Origin of the sequence: Phocaeicola paurosaccharolyticus JCM 15092 (assembly GCF_000613805.1) — a bacterium.
GTDB classification, from domain to species: Bacteria; Bacteroidota; Bacteroidia; order Bacteroidales; family Bacteroidaceae; genus Phocaeicola; species Phocaeicola paurosaccharolyticus.
In genome coordinates, this window is the sequence record NZ_BAJR01000018.1 from 48,513 (window position 1) to 68,369 (window position 19,857).

The 19,857-nt window shown below is 36.8% G+C and carries 14 protein-coding genes, 1 tRNA gene and 1 pseudogene; 11 read left to right on the forward strand and 5 right to left on the reverse strand.

The features are described 5' to 3' along the window. The first annotated feature begins 2 nt into the window (after positions 1-2). The 4 genes from JCM15092_RS08780 to JCM15092_RS08795 all read left to right on the forward strand — a co-directional run bounded on the left by JCM15092_RS08780 (position 3) and on the right by JCM15092_RS08795 (position 5,306). A complete protein-coding gene (locus JCM15092_RS08780; protein ID WP_024994339.1) occupies positions 3-908 on the forward strand; it encodes a ParB/RepB/Spo0J family partition protein in 906 nt (301 codons plus the stop codon). An 8-nt stretch (positions 909-916) separates the two neighbouring features. Further along, a complete protein-coding gene (locus JCM15092_RS08785) occupies positions 917-1,657 on the forward strand; it encodes a DUF5683 domain-containing protein (protein WP_439645906.1) in 741 nt (246 codons plus the stop codon). Between the two features lie 4 nt (positions 1,658-1,661). Next, positions 1,662-2,924, forward strand: coding sequence for a lytic transglycosylase domain-containing protein (locus JCM15092_RS08790; protein WP_024994341.1), 1,263 nt, complete (start codon positions 1,662-1,664; stop codon positions 2,922-2,924). A gap of 105 nt (positions 2,925-3,029) precedes the next feature. Then, positions 3,030-5,306: a RelA/SpoT family protein gene (locus tag JCM15092_RS08795; RefSeq protein ID WP_024994342.1), complete on the forward strand. Its 2,277-nt coding sequence runs from the start codon at positions 3,030-3,032 to the stop codon at positions 5,304-5,306. Here JCM15092_RS08795 and JCM15092_RS08800 read toward each other — a convergent pair whose 3' ends face one another. Next, on the reverse strand, positions 5,307-5,654 hold the full coding sequence (locus JCM15092_RS08800) for a MerR family transcriptional regulator (RefSeq protein ID WP_024994343.1): 348 nt from the start codon (positions 5,652-5,654) through the stop codon (positions 5,307-5,309). It lies immediately after the preceding gene. 186 nt (positions 5,655-5,840) lie between these two features. Between JCM15092_RS08800 and yut the strand changes: the two genes are divergently transcribed. Continuing rightward, positions 5,841-6,812, forward strand: a complete 972-nt coding sequence (gene yut, locus JCM15092_RS15570) for an urea transporter (RefSeq protein ID WP_051532526.1) — start codon at positions 5,841-5,843, stop codon at positions 6,810-6,812. Positions 6,813-7,039: 227 nt separating this feature from the next. Then, positions 7,040-9,658: an alanine--tRNA ligase gene (gene alaS / locus JCM15092_RS08810; protein ID WP_024994344.1), complete on the forward strand. Its 2,619-nt coding sequence runs from the start codon at positions 7,040-7,042 to the stop codon at positions 9,656-9,658. Between the two features lie 252 nt (positions 9,659-9,910). Here alaS and JCM15092_RS08815 read toward each other — a convergent pair whose 3' ends face one another. Next, positions 9,911-11,332 (reverse strand): ATP-dependent DNA helicase, encoded by a 1,422-nt coding sequence (locus JCM15092_RS08815; RefSeq protein ID WP_024994345.1) that lies wholly within the window; start codon positions 11,330-11,332, stop codon positions 9,911-9,913. Between the two features lie 97 nt (positions 11,333-11,429). Here JCM15092_RS08815 and JCM15092_RS08820 point away from each other — a divergent pair, with 97 nt between their 5' ends. The 3 genes from JCM15092_RS08820 to rsmD are packed head-to-tail and all read left to right on the forward strand — an operon-like array spanning position 11,430 to position 13,476. After that, the gene (locus JCM15092_RS08820; protein WP_024994346.1) at positions 11,430-12,116 is read left to right on the forward strand and encodes a hypothetical protein; all 687 of its coding nucleotides are present in this window, start codon (positions 11,430-11,432) and stop codon (positions 12,114-12,116) included. A 2-nt stretch (positions 12,117-12,118) separates the two neighbouring features. Next, positions 12,119-12,937 carry a DUF3822 family protein gene (locus tag JCM15092_RS08825; RefSeq protein ID WP_024994347.1) on the forward strand — a complete coding sequence of 273 codons (819 nt, stop codon included), beginning with the start codon at positions 12,119-12,121 and terminating at the stop codon, positions 12,935-12,937. Beyond that, positions 12,928-13,476, forward strand: coding sequence for a 16S rRNA (guanine(966)-N(2))-methyltransferase RsmD (gene rsmD, locus JCM15092_RS08830; RefSeq protein WP_024994348.1), 549 nt, complete (start codon positions 12,928-12,930; stop codon positions 13,474-13,476). The genes JCM15092_RS08825 and rsmD overlap by 10 nt, the downstream gene beginning before the upstream one ends. Here rsmD and cls read toward each other — a convergent pair. The 3 genes and pseudogenes from cls to JCM15092_RS08845 form a co-directional block, all read right to left on the reverse strand. Then, positions 13,457-14,893: a cardiolipin synthase gene (gene cls, locus JCM15092_RS08835; RefSeq protein ID WP_024994349.1), complete on the reverse strand. Its 1,437-nt coding sequence runs from the start codon at positions 14,891-14,893 to the stop codon at positions 13,457-13,459. The genes rsmD and cls overlap by 20 nt on opposite strands. A gap of 124 nt (positions 14,894-15,017) precedes the next feature. Beyond that, positions 15,018-17,953: pseudogene (locus JCM15092_RS15575) on the reverse strand (outer membrane beta-barrel protein). Between the two features lie 79 nt (positions 17,954-18,032). Then, entirely contained in the window at positions 18,033-18,437 is a 405-nt protein-coding gene (locus tag JCM15092_RS08845) for a hypothetical protein (protein WP_024994350.1), read from the reverse strand. A 65-nt stretch (positions 18,438-18,502) separates the two neighbouring features. Here JCM15092_RS08845 and aroB point away from each other — a divergent pair, with 65 nt between their 5' ends. Together aroB and JCM15092_RS08855 are read left to right on the forward strand one after the other, a co-directional pair. Then, a complete protein-coding gene (aroB, locus tag JCM15092_RS08850) occupies positions 18,503-19,564 on the forward strand; it encodes a 3-dehydroquinate synthase (RefSeq protein ID WP_024994351.1) in 1,062 nt (353 codons plus the stop codon). A gap of 57 nt (positions 19,565-19,621) precedes the next feature. After that, positions 19,622-19,697: transfer RNA gene (locus tag JCM15092_RS08855), tRNA-Pro, on the forward strand. Positions 19,698-19,857: the final 160 nt, after the last annotated feature.

The window sequence follows — 19,857 nt, forward strand, 5'->3', positions numbered from 1 at the left end:
GAATGGCAGTACAAAAGAAATTCGCTTTAGGACGTGGCCTTGATGCACTTATTTCAACAGAAGAGATTAGAACTTCTGGATCATCTTCTATAAATGAAATAGAATTATCAAAGATCTCTGTAAATCCTAATCAGCCAAGAAGGGAGTTTGATGCAGTTGCACTTCAGGAACTTGCAGACTCTATATTGGAAATAGGAATTATACAGCCTATTACGTTAAGGAAGATTGATGATGACTCTTACCAGATTATCGCTGGAGAAAGACGTTATCGCGCCTCTATACAGGCAGGACTCAAGACTATTCCTGCTTATATCAGGACAGCCGATGATGAGAATGTAATGGAGATGGCTCTTATTGAGAATATACAGCGTGAAGATCTTAATTCATTAGAGATTGCGCTGGCATATCAACATCTTATAGAGCAATATGAACTTACACAGGAGAGATTAAGTGAGAGAATTGGTAAGAAGAGAACTACTATAGCAAACTATCTGAGACTTTTGAAACTCCCTGCATTAATACAGGTAGCACTTAAGAATAAAGAGATTGACATGGGACATGCAAGAGCTCTTATTTCTCTTGATGAGCCAAAAACTCAGATAAGAATATTCAATGAAATTTTATCTCAAGGTTATTCTGTACGCAAGGTAGAGGAAATAGTAAAATCACTCACTCACGGCGAGATGGCCGATATGGGTAATAAAAAAATAAAACCGAAGGATGCATCTTTGTCTGAAGAGTTTCTCCTGCTGAAGAAGCAGTTGTCAAACTTCTTCGGATCGAAAGTTCAGTTGTCATGTACTTCAAAAGGTAAGGGAAAGATAAGCATCCCATTTAAAAACGAAGAGGATCTTGAGAGGATTATGGAGCTATTCGATTCACTTCGTTCAAATGATAATAAGCAGTAATATTGAAGTTGAATAGAAATAAATATATTGTCGTCCTTCTAATCCTGTTCACAGGATTGAGTTGTATGAATGCATATTCTCAGAAAGCAAGGCAGAGAAGATTGCAAATAAAAGCTGATACTACTAGTGTAGCTACTGACACTATCTCGCAGATAAATCGTGAAGGTCTTAGAAAGCTTACTACACCAGTCGATACAGCTTCATTAGTTAGGAAAAATGATTCTATACAAAAGGTAGAGAAGTCACCTAAAATAAAATTTATTCCTGATTCTAGAAAGGCTGTATGGATGGCTCTGGTTATACCGGGTGGAGGACAGTTCTATAACAGGAAATATTGGAAGCTTCCTCTTTTTTATGGCGGTTTTATGGGATGTGCCTATGCTTTGAACTGGAATAATAATATGTATAAAGATTATTCACAGGCATTCCTTGATATTATGGATGATGATCCTAATACGAAAAGCTATGAGGACTTCCTTCCTCCTGGAACTTCAATTTCAGGACAGGAAGAGAGATTTAAGGAGATTTTCAGAAAGAGAAAAGACCTTTATAGAAAACAACGCGATTTAAGTATTTTTGCCTTTATAGGTGTATACTTACTTTCTGTAATTGACGCATATGTAGATGCTGAGCTATCCGACTTTGATATTTCAAAAGATATAGGTATGAAGGTTTCTCCTGCTTATATTGACAGTCAGAAAGGTTATAAATTTGGCGCTGTAGGATTACAGTGCAGTATTAATTTTTAGATTTATGAGAAGAAAGTTATTTGTTATTTTATTAAGCTTTACCTTATTACAAGTAAATGCACAGGTAAAAGATGTAAACACAAACGAGACTGGTGAGGACTACGATACTGAAATGCCTGAGAGTATGCGCTCGAATATCGAGAGTCAATATAATATATGGCTTAAGAAGAATCTGATATCTTTCGAAAACGACTGCATGAGTACTAATAAGAGCCCTGTTGTAGCCGATTCTTTGATCATAGATCGCCTTTCACGCATACCTACTGTAATAGAGATGCCTTTCAATGAAGAGGTGAAAAAATATATCACTAGATATGCCAATTCTCTAAGAACAAAAGTATCGTTCATGCTGGGAGCAAGCAACCTATATGTTCCTACTTTTGAAAAAGCACTAGATCTATATAACCTTCCTATAGAACTTAAATATCTGCCTGTTATAGAGTCTGCACTCGATCCATTGGCTGTATCAAGACAGGGCGCCACAGGACTATGGCAGTTTATGTTGACTACAGGAAAGAAATATGGATTGAAGCACAACAGCCTCATAGATGAGAGAAGAGACCCGATTAAATCTACATGGGCCGCTGTAAACTACCTCAAGGATTTATATGATATCTATAGTGACTGGAATCTTGTTCTGGCTGCTTACAATAGCGGACCGGGAACAGTTAACAAGGCTATCCAGAGAGCTGGTGGTGTGAAAGACTATTGGAAAATATGCAGATTTCTGCCAAAAGAGACAAGAGGATATGTACCTGCATTCATTGCAGCAAACTATATAATGACATATTACTGCGAGCATGGAATATGCCCGATGACTAATGAACTTCCTGAGACAACAGATACTATACAAATAAATAGGGACTTGCATTTTAGCCAAGTTGCAGAGGTTTGTAAAGTGGATATTGAGGAGCTTAGAGTGCTGAACCCTCAGTATAAAAAAGATTTAATCCCTGGAAATAGTTTTGCTTGTAGCCTTAGTTTGCCTTCCCAAAATGTTGCTCTGTTTGTTAATAATGAAAAGACAATATTCGACTATAAATCTGATGAACTCTTTACAAAGAGAAGAGAGGTAGAAGTAGATAAGAGTGAAACTAAAACTACTCACAGCAGTTCAAGAAAGGCTAAAGTACGCCATAAAGTGAGAAGAGGAGAGACTCTTGGAACTATTGCAGATAAATATGGAGTATCAGTAAGTAAGCTGAAAAAGCTCAACCATATCAGAGGTTCTAAAATTACAGCTGGTAAGACTTTAAAGATCAGATAGTATTTTTGTTATATCTATTTTATCGATATAAAAATAGGTAATCATTGGATACAATTGATTTTTAATTATTTTTGCAATAACACTTGTTAAGGAAAGATTTATATTATGGAGGATAGTAAGTTATTACAACAGACAGATGATGAAATGATAGACCAGGCGTTTAAAGAACTTCTGGATTCTTATCTTGCGACAAAACACCGTAAGAAAGTTGAGATAATAACTAAAGCCTTTAATTTCGCCCGTGAAGCTCATAAAGGAGTAAAACGTAGATCAGGTGAACCATATATAATGCATCCTATTGCTGTAGCAAGAATAGTATGTGAGGATATAGGACTGGGTTCTACATCAATTTGTGCAGCATTATTGCACGATGTAGTAGAAGATACAGACTATACTGTTGAGGATATTGAAAACCTTTTCAATCCTAAGATAGCACAGATTGTAGATGGCCTTACAAAGATATCTGGCGGTATATTTGGAGATAGGGCATCTGCTCAAGCTGAGAACTTTAAGAAGCTGCTTCTCACAATGAGTGATGACATACGCGTCATACTTATAAAGATAGCGGATAGACTTCACAATATGAGGACTCTTGGTTCAATGCTTCCTACAAAACAGTTTAAGATAGCAGGCGAGACTCTTTATATTTATGCCCCTTTAGCAAACAGACTTGGACTTAATAAAATTAAGACAGAGCTTGAGGACTTGAGTTTCAAGTATGAACATCCTGAGGAGTATCTTCAGATACAGAAGAAACTTGAGAATACTCAAATGGCTCGTGTAGCTGTCTTCGAAGAGTTTACTTCACCAATAAAGGCGCAGCTGGATAAGATGGGACTGAGATATCAGATTCTGGCACGTGTTAAATCTCCATACTCTATATGGAATAAGATGCAGACCAAGCATATCTCTTTCAATGAAATTTATGATATACTTGCTGTTAGAATTATTTTCACTCCTAAATATCCTGATGATGAGATCAACGAGTGTTTCAGCATATATGCTTCCCTCTCTAAAATATATAAACCACATCCTGAAAGATTAAGAGACTGGATTACTCATCCTAAGGCTAATGGATATCAGGCTCTTCACGTCACACTTATGAGTAATCGTGGACAATGGATTGAGGTTCAGATTAGAAGCGAAAGAATGAATGATGTTGCAGAGCAAGGCTTTGCTGCTCATTGGAAGTACAAAGAGGGTGGTGGTAGCGAAGATGAGGGTGAACTAGAAAAATGGCTTAAGACAATTAAGGAGATCCTTGATGATCCTCAACCAGATGCCATTGACTTCCTTGATACCATAAAACTTAATCTTTTTGCATCCGAGATCTTTGTCTTCACTCCTAAAGGTGAGATTAAGACAATGCCTCAGAACTGTACAGCATTGGATTTTGCCTTCTCTATTCATACCTTCCTTGGAAGTCACTGTATAGGAGCTAAGGTTAATCATAAACTTGTGCCGCTAAGTCATAAATTGCAGAGTGGTGATCAGGTTGAGATATTAACATCAAAGTCACAGTTCGTACAACCTTCATGGATAAACTTTGCCACTACAGCAAAGGCAAAGGCTAAAATCCTTGCCATACTTAAACGTGAAGAACGTACTTTGCAGCAGAGAGGTGAGGAAGAGGTTGCCGACTTCTTTAGAAGCGAGAATCTTGAGTATTCATCTCAGAATATAAAGAAGTTATGCAGATATCATATGCTTGATTCTGTCGAGAAATTATATTCTGCCGTTGCAAGAAAAGATATTGTTCTTGGAGAGAGTGATAAGAATGTTGTTCTTGAGAAACCATCTTCGCAAGGGTGGAAGAAGTATATAACTTTCGGTTTCCGTAGTAATAAGTCACAGAAGAAGGAAGAGGATGAGGAAAAACCTGTTGCTCAGACTTCGGATATTGATATTAAGAAGGTGTTGCATATCTCTACCGATGATAAGAATAAGAATTATGTTGTAGCAGATTGTTGCAAACCTATCCCAGGAGATGATGTGTTAGGATTTATAGATGATAATAACCAGGTCGTTATACACAAACGTCAGTGTCCTGTTGCTACCAAACTGAAGAGTAGTTTTGGAAATCGTCTTCTTGCAGTAGAATGGGAGTCTGATCAAGATCTATATTTTCCTGTCAATCTATACATAAAAGGAATAGACCATATCGGTCTTTTGAATAAGATCACTCAGGTTATTTCACAACAGCTAAATGTAAATATCCATAAGCTTACTATAGAGAGTAAGGATGGTATTTTTGAAGGAAGAGTCCAACTTTTAGTTCATGATGTGAGTGATGTGAAGGTTCTGTCTACAAATCTGTTTAAGATTTCAGAAGTCAAAGTAGTAACACGTATAGAGAACTTTGATGATAAACCGGAAAACTAATCAGGTAATATAATCTAACGCTTTACGCATACTTAGCAACTCCTCTTTTATAGCTGTAAGTCGGTCTATTATTTCGGTCTGGTTTACAATAGTCTCTTTGTTATCTTTCAATCTTTGTCTGGCACCTTGAAGTGTCATACCTCTCTCTTTTACAAGGTGGTATACTAGTCTTATGTTCTCTATATCCTCTTTCTTGTATTGTCTTACATTACCTGCTACTTTCTTGGGCGCGATAATAGGGAACTCTTTTTCCCAATATCTCAGAAGTGATTCTGTGACATCGAACATCTGTGCTACCTCTTTGATAGAGTAATACAATTTCAACTCTTTGTTAGGATTATAAGCCATTTTTGTTTTTCTATTTATACAAATATATGAACTTTTTTTTACGAAGAGATGTTTAAGGATATAAATAAATACCGTTTAACTTTCTTCTGAAAAAGAAATTAAACAGTGATATTTGTTTAGTGATATAGGTAGATGTCTAAGGAAAATCTCTTTCTAAGGAGTACCCTTTGATAAAAATATTAGAATATGGAATTAATTAAGATTTTATTACGTGGAGCAAGTCAGGTAATGTTTCAAAACAATATTTGGTGTGGGTTGCTGTTTATTGTTGGTATATTTTGGGGCTCATATGAAACAGGTAACGGACTCGTTGCTTGGGGAGCACTTTTGGGGCTTATTGTCTCGACCTCTACGGGATTTATTTTAGATTTGCCCGACAATGAAGGTGAAGAAGGCTTATGGGGATTTAATGGTATACTTGTAGGATGTGCTTTCCCAACATTTATGGGTGATTCTGTTCTTATGTGGCTTTCACTGATATTGTGTGCTATGATGTCTACTTGGGTATACAGGGCATTCAACAATATACTTGCACCATACAAAGTCAGCTCTTTTACTTTCTCATTTGTATTTACTACATGGATATTCTTACTTGCCTCTAGGGCTATGGATGGCTTGTCTCCACATACTCTCCCTTCAATAGGTATATCACCCTTAACTCCACTTATTAAATATGACATTCTCTCACTTATAGAGTATTGGTTGAAAGGTATTTCACAGGTGTTTTTGGTTAATTCATGGGTGACAGGAGCAATATTCCTTCTTGGGCTCTTTATCAGTAATAAGTGGGCAGGAATATGGGCTGCCGTAGCTTCAGCAGTATCTCTCTTCATTGCTATTCTGTTCTCAGCTTCAGGAGGAAGTATAACAGAAGGATTGTATGGCTTTAGTGCTGTCCTTACTGGTCTGGCATTAGGTATGACATTCTACAAAGTTAATATACGTACAGCAATATGGGCTCTGTTAGGAATAATAGCGACCGTATTTATACAGGCTGCTATGAATGTTCTTCTCTCTCCTGTTGGAATACCGACACTAACAGGACCATTCTGTCTTGCAACCTGGTTGTTCTTGTTGCCTTTGATTAGATTTGATGACAAGGGACACTATTGCTCTTTATTAAGAGAAAAATTAAAGAAGTCTAGGGATGATGAGTAATTGGGGTGATTATTGTGATACATTAATATAGATTAATTGGATGGCATAACCAACCATATAATGGACGCTCTATGCAGTGGAATAAAAGCTTGTCAGTCAGCTCGGCTATGATGTTTTAATTATCCAAAAGTCAATATTTTAAGGATATTATATCATTAAAAATGATAAAACAGATTATCTTTGCACATTATTTCGAAAAATATAATCAAAAAATATATAAAAGCGACATGATGACAGCTAAAGAAATCAGGGATTCCTTCAAAAGCTTTTTTGAATCAAAGGGACATCATATTGTTCCTTCTGCTCCCATGGTCATAAAAGATGACCCTACCTTAATGTTTACAAATGCAGGTATGAACCAGTTTAAGGATATTATTCTAGGTAACCATCCTGCCAAATATAAAAGAGTGGCCGACTCTCAGAAATGTCTTCGTGTAAGTGGCAAACATAATGACCTTGAAGAGGTAGGTCATGATACATATCACCATACTATGTTCGAGATGCTAGGTAACTGGTCTTTCGGTGATTACTTCAAGGAAGATGCAATCAACTGGGCATGGGAATATCTTGTTGGCGTTCTTAAGCTAAATCCTGAACACCTTTATGCAACAGTATTCGAGGGTAGTCCTGAGGAGGGTCTGGAACGTGATAATGAAGCTGCTTCATTCTGGGAACAATATCTTCCAAAGGATCATATCATCAATGGAAACAAACATGATAACTTCTGGGAAATGGGTGATACAGGACCTTGCGGACCATGTTCAGAGATACATATTGACCTTCGCCCTGCTGAAGAACGCGCTAAAGTAAGCGGTCGCGATCTTGTAAATCATGATCACCCACAGGTTATCGAAATATGGAACCTTGTATTTATGCAGTTCAACCGTAAGGCTGACGGCTCTTTGGATGGACTACCGGCTAAGGTTATCGATACAGGTATGGGATTCGAGCGTCTCTGTATGGCTATGCAGGGAAAGACATCTAACTATGATACAGATGTATTCCAACCAATTATAAAGGCTATTGCTGCTATGGCAGGAACAACATATGGAAAAGATAAGCAGGCTGATGTTGCAATGCGTGTTATAGCTGACCATATACGTACTATAGCATTCTCTATTACTGACGGTCAGTTGCCAAGCAACGCTAAAGCCGGTTATGTAATTCGTCGTATCTTGCGTCGTGCTGTTCGTTACGGATATACATTCCTTAACCAGAAGCATGCATTTATGTATAAATTGCTTCCTGTACTTATCGACAATATGGGTGATGCTTATCCGGAGTTGAAGGCTCAGCAAGAACTTATCGGTAAGGTTATCAAGGAGGAGGAAGAGTCATTCCTTCGTACTCTTGAGACTGGTATACGTCTTCTTGACAAGACTATGGAAGATGCTAAGAAAGCCGGAAAGAAAGAGATTAGCGGATCTGATGCATTTACTCTTTATGACACATTCGGTTTCCCATTAGATCTTACAGAACTTATTCTTCGTGAGAATGGAATGACAGTAAACGAGGATGAGTTTAATGCAGATATGCAGAAACAGAAAGAGCGTGCTCGTCATGCAGCTGCTGTAGAGACAGGCGACTGGATTACATTGAACGAAGGTGAAACAGAGTTCGTAGGATATGACTATACAGAATACGAGACAAGCATTCTTCGTTATAGAATGGTAAAACAAAAAAATCAGACTCTATATCAGATTGTACTTAGCAAGACTCCTTTCTATGCAGAAAGTGGTGGTCAGGTAGGTGACACAGGTGTTATTGTAAGCGAGTTTGAAACAATAGAAGTTGTTGATACTAAGAAGGAGAACAATCTTCCAATACATATTGTAAAGAAGCTTCCTGAGCATATGGACGCTCCTATGATGGCATGTGTAGATACAGACAAGCGTACAGCTTGTGCTGCTAACCACTCATGTACTCACCTTTTGGATGAGGCTTTGCGTGAAGTGCTTGGTACTCATGTTGAACAGAAGGGCTCTCTTGTAACTCCAAATTCTTTAAGATTTGACTTCTCTCACTTCCAGAAGGTAACCGATGAGCAGATCCGTCAGGTAGAGCATATGGTTAATGCTAAGATCAGAGAGAATATAGCTCTTACTGAGCATAGAAATATACCTATCGAGGATGCAAAAGAACTTGGAGCTATAGCTTTGTTTGGTGAGAAATATGGTGATGAGGTAAGAGTTATCCAGTTCGGTAGCTCTATAGAGTTCTGTGGTGGTACTCATGTATCTTCAACTGGTAAGATTGGAATGGTTAAGATTATTTCTGAGAGCTCCGTTGCTGCCGGTGTTCGCCGTATCGAGGCAATAACAGGTGAGAAGGTAGAGGAGTTGATGGATACAATTCAGGATACACTGCTTGATATCAAGTCACTTTTCAACAATGCTCCTGATTTGAATAATGCAATAAAGAAATATATCGATGAGAATGCAGGTCTTAAGAAACAGGTTGAAGAGTTCATGAAGGAGAAAGCTTCCCAACTTAAGGCAAGACTTATAGAGAAGGCTACTGTGGTAAACGGTACTAAAATAATCAAGAGCGTAATCCCAATGCCTGCAGATGTTGTTAAAGACATGGTATTCCAACTTAAGGGTGAGATATCAGAAAATCTGCTTGTTGTAATAGGTAGTGTAGATGGTGAAAAACCTCTATTGACTGTAATGATGAGCGATGATCTTGTTAAGAGCGGAAAGGATGCTGGAAAGATTGTACGTGAAGCTGCTAAGCTGATACAAGGTGGTGGCGGTGGTCAGGCTCATTTTGCTACAGCAGGTGGTAAGAATGTTGACGGACTTAATGCAGCAGTAGATAAAGTTGTTGAATTAGCAGCACTATAAAAAGTTGTTCAACAGAATAATATAAATTCGCCCTTGTTACAAACCTTGTAGCAAGGGCGATATTTTTTATTTAAGCTCTAAATGAGATATTAGTATTATAAGTGAATACTATGTTTTACCCCATAATTTATATATCCTAAAGTTTTAAACAATTATCCAAAGGCTTAGGATAATTGTCCTAAGCCTTTGGATAAGAAAGACTCTCTGAATTATATCTGTTTATAGCAGAAAAAAGTAAAAAATCTCCTTCTTTTACTCTTCAATTTGTTCTTTTGGCCAGTTTACAAGATACAGTGTTTTGGTTGCACGTGTTATAGCAGTATAGAGCCATCTGAAATAATCTGGTGTGAGATAATCATCACTCATATATCCTTGGTCAAGGAAGACATTTTCCCACTGTCCACCTTGTGCCTTATGTCCCGTAATAGCATATGCATATTTTATCTGAAGGGCATTGTAATGCACATCCTCTTTCATCTTTTTAATTCTCTCTTTCTTGATTCTTATATCTGCATAATCCTCCAGAATTGAGTGAAATAGTTTATCGTTCATCTCTTTAGGAAGAGCCGGAGAATCTGAGTTTAGAGTGTCAAGCAGTACCTTAGCCTCTATCTCAATATCATCATAGTCATGGAATGAGAGTAGGACTTGTGCAAAACGGAATCCATATATCTCTTCACTTTTGCGTATCCTTTTTACTACAGCTGTATCGCCATTGGCAATGAAGTCTATCTCCTTGCAGTCATTACACCAGTAGTAGTTGTTCTTTGCTATCATAAGCATATCACCACTTGTAAGTTCCTCCTCACGATAGAATATTGTGTTTCTTATGCCTCGATTGTATATGTTAGCCCTTTTGTTTGATCGACAGATTATAATAGTTTCATCAACTCCTGATTGGCTGTATGACTGACTTATAGTCTCAATGAGATCACCTCCGTTGATTGACTTGATATCAGGGAAAAAATCAATCTTCAGTTTTGGCAGAATGTCGAACTCCTCATTTCTTATCAACTTTCTTAAGTTGGTGGCATTATACAATATTCCCGACTCATGAAGTTGTCGTACAACGTCAGTAAGTTCAGCCTCTGAAACCTCAATTCCGTAGCCTCTTATGAAGTCGGCTGATAGGGAAGGGCTCTCTTCTTCACCAACTGGAGGAAGTTGGGCTGTGTCACCTATAAGCATCAGTTTGCAACCTTTGTCATTGAAGATATACTGTACCATATCGTCGAGTAATCTTCCACTTCCGAACATACTTCCTGATATTCCCTCGTTTGCTATCATTGATGACTCATCAACAATAAAAATTGTGTTCGAATGAAGATTATCGTTTAATGTGAAGTTATCATATTCACCGGAGAAAGATTTCTGTCTGTATATCTTTTTGTGAATGGTATAAGATGTGTGATTTGAGTAGTTTGCCAGCACTTTAGCAGCTCTTCCGGTTGGAGCAAGCAATATGCATTTCATCTCCAGATTATCCATTGTTTTTACCAATGAAGCCATTAGTGAGGTCTTTCCTGTACCAGCGTATCCCTTTAAAATAAAAGAAGATTTGTCCCTTGTAGACAGTATGAAGTCGGCAATCATATTGATTGCTTTTTCCTGTTCCAAAGTTGGTTTATATGGAAAATTTCTTTTAATTTGCTCTATTAATTTATTAATAATCATAATTATGAGATAAAAAGTAAGATAATATGTCTTTGATTGTGCATATTTATTTTATTTTTGTGATACGAATATAAACTAAAAAAACACATATTTTATCATGAGAACAATTATTAATATTGTATTAGCTGCTTGTATCGTAGCGCTAATTTATGTCTGCTATGGGAGTATCATGGGGCCGATTGATTTCAAATCAGCTAAAGAATCCAGAGAAAAAGCAATTATTGCGCGATTGATTGATATCCGCAAAGCACAGTTGGAGTATAGAAATCTTAATGATGGAAACTATACAGCTAGTTTCGATACATTGATTGCTTTTGTTAAGAATTCAAAATTACCATTTGTAATGAAAGAAGGAATCTTGACAGATGATCAGTTAGAGTCTGGTATGACTGAAAAGAAGGCAATGGCTATAATCAATAAAGCAAAAAAGACAGGAAATTGGTCAGAAGTTCAGAAAGCTGGTTTGACAAACTTTAAACGAGATACAATGTGGGTAGCTGTAACGGATACTATTTTTGGAAAAGGATTTACAGCTGACTCATTGAGATATATTCCATTTGGAAATGGTGCTCAGTTTGAGATGGCAGTGCGTAATGACACTACTAAATCAGGAGCTCCTTTGCATCTGTTCCAGGCGCAAGCTTCTTATGATGCTTATCTTCAAGGATTAAGCAAGCAAGAATTGCTTAACTTGAAAGATGTACAGAAAAAATTAGGTAAATATCTTGGGTTGAGAGTTGGTGATATTGAACAGCCAAACAACAACGCAGGTAACTGGGAATAATTATGATTGATAATATAGACCTTTCAAAGTCAAATGAGTATAATTTGTCCATCCGAGTAAGTTCGGATGGATTTTCTTTTTCCGTTGTAAATCCTCAGAATAAGAGTGATTTTATGTTTTCAAAATTTGACATATCTCCATCTACTTCAGTATCGGCAAATCTTAAAAAGTGGCTTTCTGCTACTGAAGAGTTGAACCATGAGTATAAAAAGGTCTTTGTTATTTTCAACACCTCACGTTTCATGGCTTTGCCGGCTTCTCTATATCAGGAGGGAAACGATGGGGATATATTCTATTACAATCATTCAAAGATAAACAATGAGAAGGTGTTAAGCGATAAACTCATAGCTGAAGATATAGTAATGCTGTATGGAGTCGATAAATACTGTCATCAGATTATTTCGGAGCATTTTAATGAGTTTGAAATGATGTGCTCTGCTACTTCTCTTCTTCACTACTACGCAGGAAAGAGCCGTATTAGTGGAGAAAAAAAGATATTTATACAGCTTTCAGAGCACGATATCAAGCTATTTTGCTTTGAAAATGATAAGCTCTTACTATTAAATTCATATAATTGCAAGCAGGTGTCCGATCGTCTTTACTATATTCTGTGCGTTTGGAATAATCTTGGATACAACGTTCAAAAGGATGAGATAATTCTGAATGGCAACATCAAGGATAAAGAGTTGTTGCATAAAGAGTTGAAACGCTTTGTTCCTAATGTATTTTGGTTTATGCCTAGAGCAGAATTCAATCGTGCACCACTTGCTCAAGTTGAATCTTTTCCTTTTGACATGCAAACTTTATTACTATGCGAGTAATTAGCGGATTATATAAAAGACGTCGTTTTGACGTACCACATTCTTTTAAAGCACGACCTACAACTGATTTTGCTAAAGAAAATCTTTTTAATGTTCTTTCAAACAACTATTTTGACTTTGAAGATGGTGTCACTGCTCTGGATCTGTTCTCAGGAACGGGTAGTATAAGTATTGAACTTGTATCCAGAGGTTGCGATCAGGTCGTTTCTGTAGAGAAAGACCCACAACATTACGCATTCATCACTAAGGTTATGAATGAGGTCAAGACAGATAAATGTCAGACTCTGCGTGGAGATGTATTCAAGTACATTGATAGATGCAATAAGAAGTTCGATTTTATATTTGCAGACCCACCTTATGCACTTAAGGAACTTGAGTCTATCCCTGACCTTATTTTTAAAAATAACCTTTTAAAAGATGGTGGACTGTTTGTTCTTGAACATGGTAAGGATAATGATTTCACTAAGCATCCAAATTTTGTTGAACAGCGCCATTATGGAAGTGTGAACTTCTCCTTCTTTAAAGAAGTGGAGCCATAATACGTACTGCGGATTCGGCCATGCGCTCCTTTAGTGAGCGCTTTTCCCATGCTTTCTTAGATAATATCATAGATCCTTTCATATCGTTTAAAAAGATGTTTTTAAGGTGTATTGCCGAGTCACGGTCATACATTATGGCGTTAACCTCGAAATTATGTTCAAAGCTTCTGAAATCCATGTTGGTAGAACCTACTGTTGAGACTATATCATCGATTACAATAAGTTTTGAATGTAGGAATCCTTTCTTATACATGTATATTTTTACTCCCGACTCCATAAGCATGGATAGGTAGGAGAGTGTACCTATATGAGTAAGGAACGTATCTCCTCTCTTTGGTATCATAATTCTTACATCCACACCTGCTAGAGCAGCATTCTGCAATGCAAGTAATATTGAGTCGGTAGGCAAAAGGTATGGGGTCTGAATGTAGAGATACTTTTTGGCATTCTCTATAGCTATTAGGTAGCCTTGCATTATATCATGCCATTCCCCAACAGGGTCTGAAGTTACTATCTGGATAAGGGAAGAGCCTTTTTCCTCCATTTCAGGGAAATACTTGGACGAAGTAATGAGCGAACGGTCTACGGCATACCAATCGGTAAGAAAAGCTGTCTGAAGACCATATACGGCTTTGCCTTCAATCTTCGAGTGGAGATCTTTCCATATGCCCCACTTTACACCTTTTATATATCTGTTGGCAATATTCATTCCACCGATGAAACCTACTTTACCATCAATAACTACAATTTTTCTGTGATTTCTATAGTTTATCTTGCTTGTAAAAAGTGGGTATTTGACTTTCAGAAATGCTTTAGCTTCTATACCATTACCTCTCATCTTTTCATAGAATGAATCTGATACTCGCCAGCACCCCACATCATCGTACAGTACACGGATTTCAACCCCCTCTTTGGCCTTATCAATAAGGCAATCTCTAATAAGTTTTCCTAGAGCATCGTCATTGAAGATATAAAACTCCATATGAATATGGTGCTTTGCCTTATATATCTCTTTTATCAAAGAAGAGACCATTGAGTAGCCATCGGAATATGTCTCCAGACTATTTCCTTCAAAAGGTAGTGCGCTATTTATGTTCTTGAAAAAGCTCATTAGCTTATTTCCCTCAATATTACCATAAAATGCTTTCTGGGCCTGGTATTCGGCCATAGGACGTTTAATGATTCTGGTAAATCCTTTTTTGCTTATCAACCTATTCTTTCGTGTATTCCTTCCTACAAAGTAATAGAAGAACAGACCAATAAGAGGAAGAAAGAAAAGCACGAGAATCCATGCCAACGTCTTTACGGGGCTTCTATTGTCTAGAACTATTATTACAATTGTAAATAAAATAGTAATGAAATAGACAATGTTAAAGACTACATTAAATATATCGCCGTAGGCAAATGAATACTCCATATAACTTAGCTTATAAGACAAACTTATAAAAAAAAATGGAGTATACTTATTAAAAGCCCCCAAAAGTTTTGTAAACCTTTGAGGGCGTTAATAAGTATTGTTTTTAAAAAAAAGTGTTCAGAATTTAGAATGGATGTCTTCCTCCTCCCATTCCGCCACCCATACCACCAGGTCTCATTCCGCCACCCATACCACCAGGCATTACTCCAGGCATAAAGTTTCCTCTGCCATTCATCATCTTATCACGAGTTGCTTTACTACCAAATATGTTAAGACGATAAATAACATGAACCATGCAGTAGCTGTTGATACTGTTGTATGAAGTAACCGAACGTTGCATTGCAGACATATTGCTTGATATGTTACTCTGTTGTTTCAAGATGTCGTACATCTCGAAGCTTACAGTTGTAGAACCTTTGAATAGAGTCTGAGCTATCTGGGCATTCCAGATAAGTTCGTTTTTATTCATTGTAGCATCTGAATAACCTCTTCTGTTTTGGCTTACAACATTAGTTGACAGGTTCATGTTCCAAGGTAATGATACACTTGTATTTGCTCCGTAAGAGAATGTATAAGGCTCTCTGTTTCTACTTGGATCAAGGCTGCTTCGCTCCCATGAGTATTCTATTGAACCATTGATACCAAATTCAAACCAGTTATTGCGGTATGCGCCATTAAGGTTCTCTCCAACAGATAGTGTAGTACTTCTGTTTCTCAATGAACCTCCATTGACATTGTCACTTTGGAAACCAACTTGACTTGAGTAGTTAGATCTTGAGAAAGAGTTTATAGTAAACTTCTTGTTTTTAAGTGCAGTACTGAATCCGAACATACCAAATGCATTCCAGTTACCATTAACATTCTCGTAAGTACTTGTGTTAACACCGCTGACAGGATCATATGAACGTTTACTGCTTATTGCATTTTGAGTAGCACTGAAATTCAAATTAGCTATAATACTTCTCTGCTTATCAGCATTGAATGTGTTATAGAATGCAGACATATTATGTGTGAATGAAGCTTAAGACCGGCATTACCAACATTGATATTTAATGGATTTGAATAGTCTGCAATAGGCAGAAGGTTGTCCATTGATGGCTGACTGCTTCTTCCACGATATGTAACTCTTAACTGACTAACTTTAGAGAATTTGTAGCGGAAGTCCAAATTAGGTGCGAAATTAATCACGTTACGAGTTGTATCGATCTTTAATATGTTTCCGGCTCTTTCAGTCAGATATGATAGTTTTGTATTTTGAGGAAGAACAGACACACCGAAACTAAGTTGATATTTAGGACGTATGAATCGAAGTCCCAATGATATCTCATGATTAAAGTATTTATAAGTTGCCTCTTTACTTAGGCTATCAACTCTATTCTCTTCATATCCTGAAGGAAGATGATTGCTGATATTCCAATCAGGAAAGCCATTTAAGTCATAAGTGTTCTTATCACTTGTGTTGTATCTATACTGAAAATTATAGCTAAACTGAAGGAAAGTAGCTTGAGCAATAGGTTCGCTATATGTAAACTGAGCTCTATAATTATATGATATAGTAGGTGTCTTTATATATTGATTCATTGTAGAATCTTTGTCAAGTAAGAAGTAACGTGTCATCGACTCATTAAAATTGCTATTATCACTGTCACTATAGCCAAAGCTACCTCTCAAAGTAATATTTCTTCCTTTGTCATTCAACTTTCTATTTAACTGCAAACTTACATCACTATTTGTTGAACTTGACTTAGACAGAGACTGTCTGTTCTGTAGATTGACTCTTATAGCTTCAAGAGGATCATCTGTGAGGTTATCAATATTCAGATATTCATTTGGATTTGATATAATGGAGAATGGGTCATTATTGAATGTACCATTTTCATTAAAACCGTTGCCATTACTTTTTCTGTATGAGAAATTAGGACGGAATATAATGTTAGTCAGACTATCTGGTTTCCACTCAACTCTTAAATCTGCATTGAAGTCCTTTGCTTTATTTCTGCTGAATTGGTTGTTGTTTGCAAAGGTGCTACCACCTTTAAGGAAATTCTCAGAGTATCCTATACTCTGTAGATCGTTATCACTGTAGTTATATCTTGCACTACCTCCTATTTCAAGTTTCTGAGAGTCGTGTGCAAAACTTGCTCCAATTGTTTTTGTAGCATTCAGACCATTATTTCTTCTCCAGCGTGCTCCGCCACCTCCTGAAAAACCTTGGCTGTTTACGTTATTTGCGCCCGAGATAAGAGTAAGCTGTGAGTCATCATTGAAGTAGTTGATCGTTGCATTTCCGGTATATCTATGTTCTGTACCAGCACCCAAGTCAATATTACCGAACCAGCCTTGATTCATACCTTTCTTTACGGTAAGGTCGAGAACAGTCTCTTCTTCACCATCATCAATACCTGTTATACGAGCCAAATCAGACTTCTTATCATATGTTTTAAGGTTCTCAATCATATCTACAGGTAGGTTCTTAAGACCGGTTTTAACATCACCACCAAAGAACTCTTTACCTTTTACCATGATTTTCTTAACCTCTTTACCATTAATCTTTATAGTACCATCGTCAGAAACCTCAGCTCCCGGAAGTTTTCTAACCAACTCTTCTAGCATAGCTCCCTGAGGGGTTCTATATGCCGATGAGTTATAAAGAAGAGTGTCTTCTTTAACTGTTACCTGAGGTGCTTCTGCAACTACTAATGCCTCTTTTAGCATAATGGCATCAGATGATAGAGATATAGTGCCCAAATTTACTACAGGCTTATTGCTTGATAGTTGTATTGGATTAATGTAATTTACATAGCCGACGAAAGAAACTTTGACTACATATTTTCCAGGTTTCGCACTTATAGAAAAATTACCGCTATTGTTGGTTACATTTCCTGCAGCCATTGTGCTATCAGGCAAGCTCAATAACTGAACTGTAGCTTGAGTAACGGGTGATTTATCTTCACTATCAATTACTTTTCCGTTAAGGGTTATATTCTTGGTATCAGCTTGAGCATCTGCTGCTGCAAACAGTGTAAATACCATACATAAAAATAATCCAAGTTTCTTCATCTTTAATGTTTCCAAGTTTTAAATAAATATCAACGCTTGTTATGATGAGATATCGTTACAAAGGTTTAATAGGAGTTCCTTATTTTTTATATATTTTATCAATTTTATGTTTTAATAGACTATATTCAAGACAAATTACATTGAATACCATGTAAACAATCAGTCCGGATGAGTCCGCTCCACTTAAGTCGCCCACATAAATTCCCTTCACTAACACTACTATGTAGTATATGAATATCAAGTATAATGCATAGCATAATGACTTTACTCTTATTGCAGATGTTTCTTCGTTCTCATTCTTTGTCCTTGCCATAAAGATCATGAATAGTGCAATCCATATTAGAACCTTGATAGCAGCTTTGATTAAAATAAAATTGCTATCGTTGATATGTCCCATTATGAATGAGATAAATGGCAGGAATATGCAGCATGTAAGAATAGCATATCCCATCGTTTTGCAATAAGTAGGGAGAATTCCTTTCATAATATTTAAAATTAAAGAGCAAAAATAGTGAATTTTGTCTACTTTTGTCTTCAAAACTTACTCATATGAATAACCAAAAGGTAATAATATGTGATAATCTGAAAGAAGATCTTTGGAAAGCTATGTCAGATTGTCCACACGATAAAGTGTTTGTGCTTGTAGATGAACATACAGGTAAGTTATGCTTGCCATTGATCTCAAGTTTTGATTATATGAAAGGCGCTGAAATAGTAATTATTGGTGCAGAGGATGTTAATAAGACTATTGAGACATTATCATATGTATGGAAAGAGTTAGGAGACAAAGGTGCTACCCGCCATTCACTTATTATTAATTTAGGTGGTGGAATGGTTACTGACTTGGGAGGATTTGCTGCTTCAACCTTCAAAAGAGGTATGAAATATATTAATATTCCTACAACACTTCTGGCTATGGTAGATGCATCTGTAGGAGGTAAGACAGGCATCAATTTCAATGGTCTTAAGAATGAGATAGGAGTGTTCTCTCCAGCCGATTCAGTAATTATATACACCGAGTTCCTTAAGACTCTGGATATGTATAATATATTATCCGGTTATGCGGAGATGCTTAAACACGGACTTATTAGTGATCAGAAACATTGGCTTGAACTACTTAAGTTTAATTTTGATAATATAAACTACCAAGAGCTTCAGAGACTTGTTGAAGAATCGGTGAAGGTAAAGGAAAATATCGTTGAAATGGACCCTTTTGAGAAAGGGATACGAAAAGCTCTTAATCTTGGTCATACAGCAGGGCATGCTTTTGAAAGTCTATGTCTAAGTAATGATAAGCCTATACTTCATGGATACGCCGTGGCTTATGGTCTGATATGTGAGCTCTATTTCTCGTATGTCCGAGTTGGCTTCCCTAAAGATAAGTTTTACAAGACTATACAGTTTATTAAAGAAAACTATGGAGTGCTGCCAATAAATTGTAAGGATTATGATACCCTCTACAACTTTATGAAACATGATAAGAAGAATAGTGATGGTATAATAAACTTTACTCTTCTATCTGAAGTCGGTGATATCAAGATAGATAATGCAGCTACCCGTGAGGATATCATGGAGATGCTCGACTTCTATAGAGAGTATATGGGCTGCTAAATTGAGAATTTGGTTTTGTAAAATAAAAAATTAATCACTATTTTTGTTAACACAATTCGGGGTGTAGCTCAGCCCGGTTTAGAGTACGCGTCTGGGGGGCGTGTGGTCGGAAGTTCGAATCTTCTCACCCCGACATTGAAAATCAAGGAGTTAGGTTGGATCTTAACTCCTTTTCTTTTTTATTACTGACGTTTTTAGGAGAGAATAGATGTTATCAAACATAAAATATATTGATCTATTATTTGTATTACTTTGTTTCAGTTTTCTTCTGATTAGTTCACTAATATCACAGG

Excerpts from the sequence above, each read along its gene's own strand:
- JCM15092_RS08795 (WP_024994342.1), top strand. The coding sequence starts at position 3,030 with ATGGAGGATAGTAAGTTATTACAACAGACAGATGATGAAATGATAGAC.
- rsmD (WP_024994348.1), top strand. The coding sequence starts at position 12,928 with ATGCGAGTAATTAGCGGATTATATAAAAGACGTCGTTTTGACGTACCA.
- yut (WP_051532526.1), top strand. The coding sequence starts at position 5,841 with ATGGAATTAATTAAGATTTTATTACGTGGAGCAAGTCAGGTAATGTTT.
- cls (WP_024994349.1), bottom strand. The coding sequence starts at position 14,893 with ATGGAGTATTCATTTGCCTACGGCGATATATTTAATGTAGTCTTTAAC.
- JCM15092_RS08825 (WP_024994347.1), top strand. The coding sequence starts at position 12,119 with ATGATTGATAATATAGACCTTTCAAAGTCAAATGAGTATAATTTGTCC.
- JCM15092_RS08815 (WP_024994345.1), bottom strand. The coding sequence starts at position 11,332 with ATGATTATTAATAAATTAATAGAGCAAATTAAAAGAAATTTTCCATAT.
- JCM15092_RS08800 (WP_024994343.1), bottom strand. The coding sequence starts at position 5,654 with ATGGCTTATAATCCTAACAAAGAGTTGAAATTGTATTACTCTATCAAA.
- JCM15092_RS08820 (WP_024994346.1), top strand. The coding sequence starts at position 11,430 with ATGAGAACAATTATTAATATTGTATTAGCTGCTTGTATCGTAGCGCTA.
- alaS (WP_024994344.1), top strand. The coding sequence starts at position 7,040 with ATGATGACAGCTAAAGAAATCAGGGATTCCTTCAAAAGCTTTTTTGAA.
- aroB (WP_024994351.1), top strand. The coding sequence starts at position 18,503 with ATGAATAACCAAAAGGTAATAATATGTGATAATCTGAAAGAAGATCTT.
- JCM15092_RS08790 (WP_024994341.1), top strand. The coding sequence starts at position 1,662 with ATGAGAAGAAAGTTATTTGTTATTTTATTAAGCTTTACCTTATTACAA.
- JCM15092_RS08845 (WP_024994350.1), bottom strand. The coding sequence starts at position 18,437 with ATGAAAGGAATTCTCCCTACTTATTGCAAAACGATGGGATATGCTATT.
- JCM15092_RS08780 (WP_024994339.1), top strand. The coding sequence starts at position 3 with ATGGCAGTACAAAAGAAATTCGCTTTAGGACGTGGCCTTGATGCACTT.